Origin of the sequence: Chryseobacterium daecheongense, from assembly GCA_027920525.1 — a bacterium.
In the GTDB taxonomy this organism is placed as follows: domain Bacteria; phylum Bacteroidota; class Bacteroidia; order Flavobacteriales; family Weeksellaceae; genus Chryseobacterium; species Chryseobacterium proteolyticum.
This window is the reverse complement of record CP115858.1, coordinates 3949816-3963380: the sequence shown is the minus strand read 5'-3', so window position 1 is coordinate 3963380 and position 13565 is coordinate 3949816. Positions and strand designations below refer to the sequence as shown.

General features: G+C 36.3%; 11 protein-coding genes and 1 tRNA gene. 6 read left to right on the top strand and 6 right to left on the bottom strand.

Features of this window, described 5'->3' with window-relative positions; translation table 11 throughout:
* Positions 1-58: 58 nt before the first annotated feature.
* Positions 59-4861, bottom strand: a complete 4803-nt coding sequence (locus PFY10_17700) for a translocation/assembly module TamB (protein ID WBV56036.1) — start codon at positions 4859-4861, stop codon at positions 59-61.
* A gap of 4 nt (positions 4862-4865) precedes the next feature.
* On the opposite strand from PFY10_17700, the gene tsaD reads away from it, so the two are divergent.
* Genes tsaD through PFY10_17685 form a run of 3 tightly spaced genes read left to right on the top strand, consistent with a single transcriptional unit; the run spans position 4866 to position 7026 of the window.
* Positions 4866-5882 carry a tRNA (adenosine(37)-N6)-threonylcarbamoyltransferase complex transferase subunit TsaD gene (gene tsaD / locus PFY10_17695; GenBank protein WBV56035.1) on the top strand — a complete coding sequence of 339 codons (1017 nt, stop codon included), beginning with the start codon at positions 4866-4868 and terminating at the stop codon, positions 5880-5882.
* Between the two features lie 44 nt (positions 5883-5926).
* A complete protein-coding gene (locus PFY10_17690) occupies positions 5927-6292 on the top strand; it encodes a four helix bundle protein (GenBank protein ID WBV56034.1) in 366 nt (121 codons plus the stop codon).
* Positions 6293-6330: 38 nt separating this feature from the next.
* Entirely contained in the window at positions 6331-7026 is a 696-nt protein-coding gene (locus PFY10_17685; protein WBV56033.1) for an RsmE family RNA methyltransferase, read from the top strand.
* Between the two features lie 27 nt (positions 7027-7053).
* Here PFY10_17685 and PFY10_17680 read toward each other — a convergent pair whose 3' ends face one another.
* From PFY10_17680 to PFY10_17670, 3 genes are read right to left on the bottom strand one after another with little or no spacing between them, the layout of a single operon-like run.
* A complete protein-coding gene (locus PFY10_17680) occupies positions 7054-7899 on the bottom strand; it encodes a hypothetical protein (GenBank protein WBV56032.1) in 846 nt (281 codons plus the stop codon).
* Positions 7899-8330: a hypothetical protein gene (locus PFY10_17675; GenBank protein ID WBV56031.1), complete on the bottom strand. Its 432-nt coding sequence runs from the start codon at positions 8328-8330 to the stop codon at positions 7899-7901. Before PFY10_17675 ends, PFY10_17680 begins: the two co-directional genes overlap by 1 nt.
* A 17-nt stretch (positions 8331-8347) precedes the next feature.
* Positions 8348-9004: an RNA methyltransferase gene (locus tag PFY10_17670; GenBank protein ID WBV56030.1), complete on the bottom strand. Its 657-nt coding sequence runs from the start codon at positions 9002-9004 to the stop codon at positions 8348-8350.
* A 166-nt stretch (positions 9005-9170) separates the two neighbouring features.
* On the opposite strand from PFY10_17670, the gene PFY10_17665 reads away from it, so the two are divergent.
* Complete coding sequence (locus tag PFY10_17665) at positions 9171-10187, top strand: asparaginase (GenBank protein WBV56029.1); 1017 nt, start codon at positions 9171-9173, stop codon at positions 10185-10187.
* A 54-nt stretch (positions 10188-10241) separates the two neighbouring features.
* A tRNA-Ser gene (locus tag PFY10_17660) sits at positions 10242-10328 on the top strand.
* Between the two features lie 492 nt (positions 10329-10820).
* On the opposite strand, the gene PFY10_17655 is transcribed toward PFY10_17660, so the two are convergent.
* On the bottom strand, positions 10821-11120 hold the full coding sequence (locus PFY10_17655; GenBank protein ID WBV56028.1) for a hypothetical protein: 300 nt from the start codon (positions 11118-11120) through the stop codon (positions 10821-10823).
* A 206-nt stretch (positions 11121-11326) separates the two neighbouring features.
* Positions 11327-12058 (bottom strand): hypothetical protein, encoded by a 732-nt coding sequence (locus tag PFY10_17650; GenBank protein WBV56027.1) that lies wholly within the window; start codon positions 12056-12058, stop codon positions 11327-11329.
* A gap of 309 nt (positions 12059-12367) precedes the next feature.
* On the opposite strand from PFY10_17650, the gene PFY10_17645 reads away from it, so the two are divergent.
* On the top strand, positions 12368-13558 hold the full coding sequence (locus tag PFY10_17645; protein WBV56026.1) for a glycoside hydrolase family 88 protein: 1191 nt from the start codon (positions 12368-12370) through the stop codon (positions 13556-13558).
* Positions 13559-13565 lie beyond the last annotated feature (7 nt).

Sequence of the window (13565 nt, the reverse complement as noted above, 5' to 3'; positions counted from 1 at the left end):
TTATAACAATAATTAACAATAATTAACACGGATGATAAAAATCATTAAAATATTCAAATTATTTACCCATTGCTTTTAGGGAATCTGTTTTTATTTCTTTTCCAGTCTCTACAGGTTTTTTGTCTTTTTTCTTTCTTTTAAACAAAGAATTAAAGCTTTTACTCCACACAACACCGCCTCCATAGGCTTGATTTGCAGATCCGTTAGTGCCTGCACCTACCACACCCATTCCGATATTCGTAGGTTTAGAGTAACCTCTTAAAACTAAACTTCCGTCATTTTTCTTAGAAATATCGTATTCAATAGATCCCTCTCCGGAGAGATAATTAGCTTCCGTACTCTCTGTTTTTGTTAAAGGAATACCCAAACCTGTCTTCACTTTAATCCTTGGAGAAAGTGCAAAGCTTACACCGGCGTTCGCCCGGTCTCCTGTATTGGAGTTCTGGTCTCCTTTCACATAATTCAGGTCAATCTGAAATTCGTTACTCATTGTATTAAGAACAGATCCCAATTGCTTTAAAAGCATATTATACCCGGATGATTCCGCTACACCGGCAACATCTACACCCACACCTCCGGTATTTGAAATATTAAAACTATTCAATAGTAATATAGATCCGAACTGCAATACTTTTTCTCCCTCCTGGCTCATTTTTGCAGCTAAGGTTTCTTTTACCTGGCTGGAAACGTCCAAAGCAGAAACATCGAGGTCAATTTTAGGATCCGTCAATGACTGTGTAATATTTGCCTGTAATAAAATACTGATTGGCTGAAGGCTACCCATATTCAAATATTGCCCTGCATTTGAAACCATCCTTACATAATTCGCCGTAATATTAAGTGCGGGCCTCATTGCATCACCATCCCAACGGATACTGCTTCCTTTTTCTATCTGGAATGTTTTATTAAGAATAGCTTTTGAAACGAAAGTACCATTTTCTACCTTATAAGTTCCTCCCATTGCAATAGCCCCTTGTCTGTTCATGAGGAATTTTAAGTTTTGAGCCTCCCCTTTTACCGTAATATTACCTACATCATCTCCTACCAATACATTTACAGTCGTTCCCTTATCTACATCAAGAGAAAAGTCTATATTCATATTGGCTCCCGTCTTTTTCTTTTCTTCAAGAGTTACCAATCCGTCTTTTCCTTCTTTTAGGAACCTCAGCATTTTGAACTCCTCAACATTGGAAGTTGAACCTGAGTTAAAGGTAAATGTACTTCCACTAAGAGCCTTCATATTTGGCGTGGATATACTGAGACCAGACACAGGACCATCAATATAGAGATCCCCTTGTCCATATACTCTACCCCAGAAAAGATCTAGATCTTTTTGAGTGCTGTTCAGGACTAAAAGATTATCAGCCCTCATTACAAGGTTGACTCCCATTGAAGAAAGGGTTTCAAACTGGATTGCCCCGGAAATATTACCTTTAGAATTGGATCGCCCGTCATGAACTTCAATATTATTTAAAATTGCCAGTCCTTTTGATAGTGGAATGACTGTATCGTCAAACGAATAGTCTACTCCTGTAAACAAAAGTTTCAATCCAAAATCTTTTAAAGCTATATCACCACTGTAGTCCAGATTCTTTAAGGTACCGTTTATTTTAAGGTCCCCGGTTGCCTTACCTCTCAGGTTTCCGAAGATAGACTGCACAAACTGCTGAGCAAATGAAATATTAAAATCCCTCATTTCCGCTACCAGATCAATCGTTGGAGAAGCAGTGTTGTTATTTACAGTTCCGGTAAGATTCAAATTATTATTTCCCAGCACTCCTGCTGATGTTACTTTTACATCAATATCGTAAACATTAAGCGAGAAGCCATTAGTTGCAGAGATGGTAAGATCTCCCATATCCGTTCCGTTCATCTTGATATCATCAACCGTTAAATCCACCAAAGGTTGTAAGGTGCTCTTATCCATCCTTATTTTCACACTTCCGTTTGCCAGCCCTTTGATGTCCATGGAATTCCCACCAGACTGCATTTCCAGGAGCTTTTCAATAGCAAAATCATTGATATCTGCATCTACATAAAAGTCTTTAGCAGATTTGAAGGTAGATTCTTTAATAAACAGAACACTTTTATCCGAATATATTTTCAAATTACTGATTTCAAAGTCACTGGTCTTCTTCCTGTAAGTAATTGAGTGATTCAATTCAGGACTTGTATCTATGGCCCAGGTTACATCATTGAATTTTACTTCAGTAGGATCAAATTTAAAAACAAAATCACCTCCGGCATTGGTAGATTGATTAACGTTAATAGCATATTCTTTAAGATTATCATCCAGTTCATCTGCCGGACTGCCATGTTTAAATTTGGTTGCTAAATGTAATATGGAATTGTTTTCATTTTTACCACTAAGCGTGATGTCTTTAAGGATATTATTATTGTATTGTACCTTATTTATTTTAGCGTACAATTGTTCATCCAGGTTAGCCGTATTTATTCTTACCATTACACTATCCACTAAAGCACTGTCTCTGGTAATATTTCCTCTCTCGTTTATTTTATAAGCAGGATTAGCTTCTGCCAATGCCTTATCGGCTTCTGTAATCTCCGCTTCTTTGGTCATTATATACTTTAGGGAAGCAGCATCTACATTCAACCTAAGATTGTTGGCATTTCCATCATATTCCCCTTCTACTACAGCACCTTGAGGCAGCTTAAGATCCGGCAGGAAATAGCTTACCAATCCTTGCTGAACATCAAAATTCATGGCAAAATTTTGTCCGCGATACAGCTTTCTGGGTGGCGGCCCTACTAGGATTTTCCCCAATCCGTTTTCTACCATTCCGGTAAGATCAGCCAGGTTATACTTCCCTGATATTTTTCCATTTACAGCTCCCGGAGCATCAACGGAAATAATCCTGCTACCCGATTCTATAAATGTTTTGAGTTTAGCATTGGGAATGATATATTTTTGCGTTGCCGTAGCAAAATTAATGTTATTAGCCTCTACATCCATCGACAGGTCATTAATGGTGGCCATGGACATTTTTCCGATTACCTGTCCGCTTACCACCTGACTTCCGGGCTTATCTGTAAAATAATTCATGTTCAGGTAATTCACATCAGCATTTACATCCATAGCGATTCGCGAAGTGCTGAAGTCAATAAGACCTTTTACAGTAGCCTTAGCCTGTTCATCATTGACAGTAATGGTTCCGTTATACTTCTTGTGATCCAGTAAGCCATCCAGATAGAGGTTATTAATTTCCTTATTCATGATTTCAACCTTCGAAATCTGAGATTTTGTGGTCAACCTCATGGTATTAACATCAAAGCTTTGTCCGGTAATATCAAATTTCCCGGAAATTAAACCTACAGCCTTATTTTTTGTAATTACGGAAACATTCAGATCTGTTGCTTCTACATATCCTGCATATTTTGGCATAGCTGTACTATAGCCGGACAAAGTAAGTTTTGTAATCCTGGCTTGCCCGATTCCGGTCATCAGATTTCCGTTCGGGATAAAGATCTGATCAGGGTTTACTCTTGCCGCTCCGTTATACTTCAGCCTTCCGAAATCATCTGCAAAATTCTTCATCTTTTTTGAAATGAATGAAGGCATCATGGCCTTTAGATCCACGTAGGTAAAATCAGTAGAAAGATTGTTGGTTTCGATCTGGAAGTTTCCTTTCAGAAGGTTATTGACCTTCATCGTCTGCGTAGCTATATTGACGTCAGGGTTTCTGATAAGGAAATTTTCAAGATAAAATTTATTCAGCGGGCCGGTCATTTTCCCGGAGACATTGAAAGGTTTAAAGTTATCCCAGTTGGTGACAAAATAACTGATATCGTATCCGCTTAACTGGCTTCCCTGTTTAAGATTCATATCCCACCGTACCCGGTCTGCAAAATCCGCCCAGGATCCGTTATTGAGGTTAAATTTAATATCTCCCTGCAAAAGGGTATGATCTGTATTTATCGTTAAATCTTTAAGAGAAAGATGTTTATGGGTTAAAGACAATTCCGTCGAGAAGGTGTCCACAAAATGAGATTTTCCCCATCGTGTTGTAACGAAGGACATATTATTGATCAACGCAGAAACATCAGGACCACTCACTTTAAGATTAGGAGCCTTCAGGTTGAACTTTGTCGCAGTAAGCCACTTCCCTGCCTCTCCCAGAGAGTTTTGGTTAACGATAGAAACTTTAGAGTCAATGATTTGTATGCGAGAATTCAATTCAAAAGCCGGCTTTTTCGGATCCCTTTTTTTACCGTTATCAAATAATTGGGTAAAACGAATAAAATTTGAAATGCTATCTCCTTTATATGTAATTACTTTAACATCGGCATTAATCATCGTAAGGGAATTAAAGCTCAAAGAATTGCTTTTCCCGGAAATAGCCCCTGCTGCCAGCGATAACCAGTCCGAATTTGCCCGGAACTCACGTGCCTTAATAAACTCTAATCCTTTATAATCTTTAACTTTTAATCCTTTGATGGTAACATTTCCAAAATAATTTACTTCCACACTTTCAGTGGACATATCTGCTTTAAAATCCTTATTGACAATCTGCAACGCCTGATCTGCAGCCCATTGTTTGGTAACAGGAAGATTAATAATAATGACAATAGCAACAACAACAGAAACGACCAACCAGAATAAAATAAGTAAAAGTCTCGCCCACCATGAATAGCTGGTAACATCTTTAGCGGCCTGTTTCCCAAATTCCTGAACAGTTTCCACCGGATGATGAACAGCATCGGAAGCAAGTTCAGAGGCTTCTTTTACCGTTTCTTTTACTTTTTCCTCAACATTTTCTACAGTCTTTTGTACCTGATCACTTAAGTTTTCAGTTACAGATTTTTTATTCTCATTTTCGTTATTATTCTCTAACTTTGCCATTATTATGAGCGAGTCTATAATTTTAGGTATCGAGTCGTCTTGTGACGACACATCAGCAGCTATCATCAAAGGGAACACTATTCTTTCTAATATTGCTGCCAATCAGGCTATTCACAAAGAATATGGAGGCGTTGTTCCTGAGCTGGCCTCAAGGGCCCATCAGCAAAACATCATTCCCGTTGTTGAAAAATCTCTCACCAAAGCAAATATACAACAAAATGCGATCTCTGCTATAGGATTTACACGCGGACCAGGACTTTTAGGTTCTCTTCTTGTGGGGACGTCTTTTGCTAAATCCCTGGCTATGAGTTTAGATGTCCCATTGATCGAGGTAAACCATCTCCAGGCTCACATTTTAGCGCATTTTATTGACGATGCAAATCCTATGCCGCCAAAATTCCCATTTTTATGCCTTACGGTGAGTGGAGGACACACCATGATCGTTTTGGTAAAAGATTATTTCGATATGGAGATAATTGGTAAAACCACAGACGATGCAGCGGGAGAAGCATTTGATAAAATCGGAAAAATATTTGATCTTGATTATCCTGCAGGTCCTATTATCGACAAATTAGCGAGAGAAGGAAATCCCGACGCATTCAAATTCAACAAACCCAAACTGGAAAATTACGATTACTCCTTCAGTGGGATAAAAACTTCAGTACTCTACTTTATCCAGAAAGAGGTAAAAAAGAATCCTGACTTCATAAAGGAAAACCTCAACGATCTATGTGCTTCCGTACAGAAAGCTATTATTGAGATATTAATGAACAAGCTTGAAAAAGCCGCAAAAGAACTTAACATCACTGAAGTAGCCATTGCCGGCGGTGTATCAGCCAACTCAGAATTAAGAAAAGTAATGCAGGACAACCATCAAAAACTTGGGTGGAACATCTACATTCCAAAATTTGAATACACAACGGACAATGCAGCCATGATCGCTATGGTAGCACAACTCAAGTTCGAAAGAGGAGAATTTACAGATTTGAGAACGAGTGCAACATCAAAATATGATTTGTAATTTTTTGCCAAATTGTAAAGTTGCAAATTTGAAAATCGTAAAAGATGGATCAGTTTAACTTTGAAAAATTAGAAGTCTGGCAAAATGCCCGGCAATTGGTTAAGGAAATTTATATTGCAACTCAATCTTTTCCAGAAAGTGAGAGGTTTGGAATCACCGGTCAAATCCGAAAAGCAAGTGTAAACATTACGGCTTATATAGCAAAAGGGGTGTTAAGAAAACCAAAGAAAGATAAATCCCGTTTTTTGGATACCGCTTTTGGCTCAACAATAGAAGTAATTAATTTTTTAATTCTTTCGCACGATCTGCAACTTTTAAATTATGAAGATTACCTTCATTTAAGAGGTCAGTCGGAATTCATTTCTAATCAAATTAATTCATTAAAGAAGTCCATCCATAATGAATCTTAGCCCTAATTAACAATTCAGCGATCAAAAGCTATCAACTTATGAAATTATTTCACGGACACATAGAAAACAATACCGTAACAATACATGATGAGGAACAACAACATATTGTAAAAGTTCTTCGCATGAAAAACGGAGAGGAAGTCCATGTAACAGATGGAAATGGAAATCTTGCCTTTGGAAAATTGATTTTGGAAGGTAAAAAAGCTCTTTTGGAGGTATCCGACATCAAAACCGGACTTCCGGATTTCAATCCTAAACTCCATATCGCAATTGCTCCTACCAAAAATATTGACCGGATAGAGTTTTTTGTAGAAAAAGCTGTAGAAATGGGTATTTCCGAAATCAGTTTTTTAATAACTGAAAAGACAGAACGTAAAAATATCAACATTGATAAGATAAGAAAACAAGCTATTGCAGCTTCAAAACAAAGTCTGAGATTTCACTTTCCTGTCATTCATGATCCCGTAAAGTTTTCAGATTTTATAAAAGGTATATCCCCGGAAAGTACTTTTGTTGCTCATTGCCATGAAAACCTGGAGAGAATTGAGCTTAATCAAATTCCCAAACTGGATCATTTCACTTTTCTTATTGGTCCTGAGGGTGATTTTTCTGAAAAGGAAATTCAAACTCTTGCAGATCAAAAAGTAAGAGCCGTATCCCTTGGAAATCAGAGACTCAGAACCGAAACAGCAGGCATATTTGTCGCATCATGGAATTACCTTCATCTAAAATAGCTGCATAACATTACAAGCTTATCCTTTTTAAGCAACCGAATATTTTTTTCTAAACAGAGGTCTCAAAAGATGATAAGGGAAAAAGATGACAATCAGGAAAAAATTTGCATTTTCAAATTCAGCTAAAACAAATATAGCTGTATAAACATGAAAAATGTAAAGGAATATTAAAAAGAAGGTAAGCAGTTTCCGATTAAAAGCCCCAAGAAAACAAAGGAATTGCGTCAAAATTCCTAATACAGTTATTACAACCCAAATATAATCATAGGCATAAATACTTTTAAATGCAAGGGGTATTTGCATATCTGCCATCCAATAATTATCATAGGTATTAAGCTTTGCAGCATCTTTGCTAAGCCAGGTGAGCTTATCCGTATTTTTAATCACATTCTTTACCGTACCCAGGATTTTACTCATTCCCGCAAGGGTATAGGTCATTAGTATTCCCAAATAAAAGTATTGTACAAGTTTATAATCCTTGTCTTCTAATTCCTTTGGGAGTAAAAAAATACTAAGAAAAAATCCCAGAACGATGATGTGCCCATCGTGATGGACTCCAAAGTTGGCCGCAATAGGGAGATTAATAATAGCGACTAACAGAAAAGTAAAAAAATTAAGAAGATAAGATGGTTTGAAAACCGTAATAATCAAAAGAGCAGCACATATGATCAAAAGTCCGGCAAAAACAAATGTCCCCGGAAATTCAGGAAAGATCAGCTTTTCAAGCTGAAAAACAGGTTCATAGATTGCCGCAGGTCTTTCTTTCAATCTGATAAATTCCAGATACTGCGCTACCAGCCAGTACAATCCGAAAAACCTTACCATGTAGTAGGCAACCTTATAATTGAATACAGTAATCTGAGGATAGTTCATCACAGTTTTACAATCAGTTTTTTGTTGATATTCATCTTTGCTTCTCCTATTTCCTTCGGACGATAAGTCTCTTTATAAAGAAGATAACCTTTATATTGAGGTTCAGTATCTTTTGCGAAAATCAGTAGCTTCCTCTTATTTTCTTCCTTGTTCACATTATCTTCTATTCTTTTACCATAGGTTCCCACGATTACAGCTTTGTCATTGGCATCATAGCTGCGGACGGATTTATTTACAATTCTAATGGTATCACTATCGGTGATTCCATAGAGTTTATATTGGTCTTCCGTAGCCTCTCCTCCGCTAGGCACTGTAAAAAGTTTCCAACTGAAAAACGGATATAATTCTTTATACCCTTTTTCCATGATAACTAAACTGATAAGGGACATTACAAAAGAAAAGATAAATAAATGTAGGGTATATTTTTTCATCAGATTAACAATGGGAATTATGTTTTTAAATAATGTTCAAGGATTTCATGGCCGCTTCTTATAGAATTCACAGCCCATCGTATTTTCATTTGCAGGAGTTTCTCTTCATTGAGTTTGTATTCTATTCCTGATCTGAGAAGTTTTTGTTTTAATTCATACATACAGATTCCTGCAGCAACGGAAACATTAAAACTCTTTGTGAAGCCATACATGGGAATAGCCAGTGTTTCCTCTGCAAAGTCAAGAACTTCTTCTGACACACCTTCCAGCTCAGTTCCGAATACCAGGGCAATAGGCTTCGTAATGTGGTAATCAGGAAGCATCACAGCATTTTTTTCCGGTGAAACGGCTAAAATTTTGTAACCTTCATTTTTAATTTCCTGAAGTGACGAAATATCTTTAGCCATTTTCTTTACTTCAACCCATGTTTCAGCACCTTTTGTAACGGTAAGATTGGGATTAAAAACATTTTCTTCTTCCATAGCTACCACTTTATGAAACCCACAGGCTTCCACAGATCTAACAATAGCTGCTGCATTTCTGAACTGATAAATATCTTCCATTACGGGAAGTACAAAATCAGAACTCTCCTGGGAAAAATGTTCGATCTTCCTTAATCTCTCATCCGTTAAAAATTGTTTTAAATATTCAAAAGTTTGTGCTAAATCTTTCATCTGCATTCAATTTCTTTTTAATAACAAGATGGAACGCAACTCATTATAAAATGATTTTATAAAATTTATCATGAAGCGTTTCATTCATTTTCAAATCTTTGCAAATTAACGTAATTTTGAGTTTATAAACCTGCACAAGGTTCAACTTCTTAATAAAAAGTAATACATGAAACGAAAAGTCCTGTTGATATACACTGGTGGAACTATTGGAATGGAAAAAGATTATGAAACCGGAAGCCTTAGAGCATTTGATTTCGGAAATATCTTTGAAAAAATGCCGGAAATGAAACTTATGGAATGTGAAGTTTTCGTCCATCCTTTTGCAAAACCTCTGGACTCTTCAGATATGGGACCGGAAGAATGGAAAATCATTGCCCATTATATTCATAAAAATTATGATCATTATGATGGCTTTCTGGTTCTTCACGGAACCGATACCATGTCTTATACGGCTTCTGCACTAAGTTTTATGTTGAAAGGACTGAGAAAACCGGTTATTTTTACCGGTTCACAACTTCCTATTGGAGATCTCAGAACCGACGCTAAAGAAAATCTGCTTACAAGTTTATATTACGCCAGTTTATATGAAAATAACGAACCTGTTATTCAGGAAGTTGCCATCTATTTTGAGTATAAACTATTGAGAGGAAACAGGACATTAAAATACTCCGCAGAATATTTTGATGCATACGCAAGTCCGAACTACCCCATTCTGGGTCAATCCGGGGTTCACCTTAATATCATCAAAGATAATCTTCACCGTTGTGACCAGGATGTGGAGTTTCACGTTGATGATCATATTTCCGAGGATATTTTATTCTGGAGAATTTTTCCGGGAATGCACTTAAGCCATTTCAAGGAAATTCCCAAAATGAAAGTCCTTATCCTTCAGGTTTTTGGTTCCGGAACTATTTTCAGCAGCGAAAAAACACAACAGACACTTGAGGAAATCCGAAATAACGGAACTGAAATCGTAGTGGTAAGTCAGTGTATTTCAGGAGGAATCTCGTTTGGAAAATACGAAAACAGCAATATTTTCTCGAGGATTGGTGCCATAAGCGGAAAAGATATGACCGCAGAAACTGCAATAACAAAAGCGATGCATTTAGTTGGCAATCCTAAATATCAGGGAAGCTTTGCAGAAAACTTTTCAAAAAGTTTATGTGGAGAAATTACAGACTAATTGCTTTAATTATTTGTAAATTCAAGAAAATACATTACTTTTGCAATCTCAAACAGAAAGGTGTCCGAGTGGTTGAAGGAGCTACCCTGGAAAGGTAGTATACGGGTAACTGTATCGAGGGTTCGAATCCCTTCCTTTCTGCAAAATAACGTACTGAAAACCAGTACGTTATTTTTTTTATACAACATCATTATTTTTCTATAGTTTTATTTTCAGAGCTTTATATATACAAAACAGCACTTAATACTTCGTTTTTACATGATTTTTACACAACAAATATTACTATCAAAATACAACTAATATTATGATCACGATCATAAAAAAGCTTGTTCACACTTAGTATATTCGAATATTAGTTTTCCAACTGATAAATTTCATCAAGTTAAATTAGCTTCCCTGCCCCGGGAAGCTTTTACGCAAAAAACACTTTTTAAAATTTTTTTAAATACTGGATTGGAGTCTTTCAATTGAAAGGCTCCTTTTTTGTAATAATTTCTAGTCTAAAATAAAATATTAATCCGGATGAACCAACAACTATACGCCCCTAATAAAGAGAATTAATTCAAAAGATATAGATCATAAAAAAACGACTATCATTACTGAAGTCGTTTTTTCTTATTTTTTCTGAAAAAATTATTTCTTTAAATCTGCTTTCACATCTTTATAACCATCTGAAACCGCATCGGCTCCCTTCGTGGCTGTTTTACCAACCCATTTTGTACCTTTTTTAACTCCTTTTTTAGTAGCTTTTGCACCTTTGGTCGCTGTTTTACCTACCCAATTAGCACCATCTTTCACACCCTCTCCAGTTGCTTTTGCTCCTTTCTCAATGGCTTTACCTACATTTTTAACTTCTTTTTTTACAGTCTCTTGGGCATTAATAGCTGTAGCGAACAACACAAAAGCTAATAAGCCAAATAATTTCTTTTTCATTTTTTTATTTTTTAAACTGTGGTATATATTACATAAAACAAGCCAAATTTATTCAGCCTAAAAAGATTAGTAAAAATAATTTAATCAAAATAAAGAGCAAAAAGTTAAAAAACTCTTGTGAATGCCGAACCGAAAGCTTGGTTATCTTTTTAAAATAAAAAAACATTGAATTTCAATGTTTTTTTATTATTCTGTGCATGCTTATCTTATAAACGGCTAACCGTTAATTGGTATGTTTTGGATACATTTCCATTATTGGTTATAGTGTACGAATCAGTTGTAGCCTTCATAACAGTAAAGTCGAATTGCGTTCCCGTACCTCCATCAGCACAATTGGTTACATTGGGAAATACGACACTCCATGTTCCCGAAGTATTGGCAGAAGGAGCAATCGGAGCAATAGTGGGATTGCCAATTTTATCTCTTGCTACTCCTGATACATATCCGAGAGACAAGCCATTATATACAAAGGTTGTAATCATAGCTCTTGCACATCCATTTGTAGATTTTACAATGAAAAGACCGGTAGCAATATTCACCGTAGAGGGTACTGTAACTGTTGCACTGGCTCCAGCCGCCACAGTTACAGCTTCGGTATAACTATAAGACGTAGCTACAACATCACTGGTAGCCAAATCCCTTGTAAGTATATCGAAACTTGAAGGTACTTGTCTGATTAAATTCCGGATTCTAAGGCTTTGATTTTTGGCATCTACATCCAATGACCTTTGTGGACTTGCGTTTCCTATTCCCACATTTCCCGCTGCGGTAACAACAAAATCATTAGCTTCCTGAGCTGCAGTCGGGGCGCCTGTGGCCGCATTGTCTTTTGCTCCGTCAACATGTAAAACTGCCTGAGGGTTAGTTGTACCGATACCAACCTGTGAAAAATAAAGCATTGGTAGGCATAAACAGTAAAATAAAATAGTTTTTCTCATAACTTGATTGGTTTTAAAAGATTAGATATAAATAATTCAATTTTAAGAACCTGATAAAAAACATGATACAATCTTAATCTGTCTGCCTAATGTACTCTTATAAGAATATTCCACTATCGTTAACTCAAAGTTAAAAAAATAAATCAAATGTTTTCAAAATAAATAAGTTATAAATTATTTCAAATAAAATAACTCATCATTTTCATCGCAATTAATCTTATAAAATATTTTTCAAACATCATCCATAATGCGGATTTTAAATATTTTCTATAAATTTTAATTAAATTGTACTTCGAATATGCATAATCTATGATTTTACAAAACATAACAACAGGCTTATTTCTGACCATCACCAGCTTAGCATTTGCACAGAATAGTAAGCAAATGTCTGAGCTAATTCAGAATGAATTTCAGCTCGCAGATAAGCAATACAAGAAGCTAATGAAAAGCATACCACAGGATAAAATGCCTCAATCTTATAATGCGTCTATTGATAAAGTAACCACAAAAGATATTACATGGTGGTGTTCAGGTTTCTATCCCGGATCATTATGGATGATTTATGAACAGACAGGAGATCCTGAGATCAGAAAAGAAGCAGAAAAGAGATTGCAGCTGATCGAACCTAATAAAACATTTACACGAGATCATGATTTAGGCTTTATGATGTTTACCAGCTTCGGCAATGCATACAGAATCACTAAAAATCCTATATATAAAGACATCATTCTTACTTCAGCGGAATCATTATCCACAAGATTCCGGCCGGGAATGCAGGCTATTTTGTCCTGGGATAAGATGGCAGACTTTAAAGGTCCCGTTATTATTGACAATATGATGAACCTGGAAATGCTCAATTGGGCAGCCCAAAATGGAGGTAATAAAAAGTTAGAAGAGATTGCAATCGCCCATGCTAATACAACCATGAAAAATCACTTTCGTTCCGATTACAGCTCATATCATGTAATTGATTACAATGTCAATACAGGTGAAGTTTTCGGTAAAAAAACCTTTCAGGGCTATTCAGATTCTTCTGCCTGGGCAAGAGGTCAAGGGTGGGCTTTATATGGCTATACCATGATGTACCGCTTTACTAAAAATAAAGCATATCTTGACCAGGCCAGGCATATCGCAAAATTTATTCTGAATAATCCAAATTTACCGGAGGACAAGATTCCTTTTTGGGATTTCAATGATCCAAAAATTCCTGAAGTTCCCCGTGATGCATCTGCCGCTGCAATTATCGCATCTGCCTTACTGGAATTAGGACAGTATGTAAAAGCGGATGAAAGAAAAAACTATATCGACAATGCACGGCAAATGATAGTAAGCTTATCAGGAGATCATTATCAGGCAAAAGCCGGAACGAATGGTGGCTTTCTCCTCATGCATAGTACAGGTGGGCTACCACTCCATTCAGAAATCGATGTCCCGTTAATATATGCTGATTATTATTTTCTGGAAGCATTGAAACGATTTAAAGATTGGTATTTACAATAAACCGGAA

Bases quoted from the DNA above. Each gene is read 5' to 3' on its own strand.
- PFY10_17700 (WBV56036.1), bottom strand. From the start codon at position 4,861: ATGGCAAAGTTAGAGAATAATAACGAAAATGAGAATAAAAAATCTGTA.
- tsaD (WBV56035.1), top strand. From the start codon at position 4,866: ATGAGCGAGTCTATAATTTTAGGTATCGAGTCGTCTTGTGACGACACA.
- PFY10_17665 (WBV56029.1), top strand. From the start codon at position 9,171: ATGAAACGAAAAGTCCTGTTGATATACACTGGTGGAACTATTGGAATG.
- PFY10_17650 (WBV56027.1), bottom strand. From the start codon at position 12,058: ATGAGAAAAACTATTTTATTTTACTGTTTATGCCTACCAATGCTTTAT.
- PFY10_17670 (WBV56030.1), bottom strand. From the start codon at position 9,004: ATGAAAGATTTAGCACAAACTTTTGAATATTTAAAACAATTTTTAACG.
- PFY10_17690 (WBV56034.1), top strand. From the start codon at position 5,927: ATGGATCAGTTTAACTTTGAAAAATTAGAAGTCTGGCAAAATGCCCGG.
- PFY10_17645 (WBV56026.1), top strand. From the start codon at position 12,368: ATGATTTTACAAAACATAACAACAGGCTTATTTCTGACCATCACCAGC.
- PFY10_17685 (WBV56033.1), top strand. From the start codon at position 6,331: ATGAAATTATTTCACGGACACATAGAAAACAATACCGTAACAATACAT.
- PFY10_17655 (WBV56028.1), bottom strand. From the start codon at position 11,120: ATGAAAAAGAAATTATTTGGCTTATTAGCTTTTGTGTTGTTCGCTACA.
- PFY10_17675 (WBV56031.1), bottom strand. From the start codon at position 8,330: ATGAAAAAATATACCCTACATTTATTTATCTTTTCTTTTGTAATGTCC.
- PFY10_17680 (WBV56032.1), bottom strand. From the start codon at position 7,899: ATGAACTATCCTCAGATTACTGTATTCAATTATAAGGTTGCCTACTAC.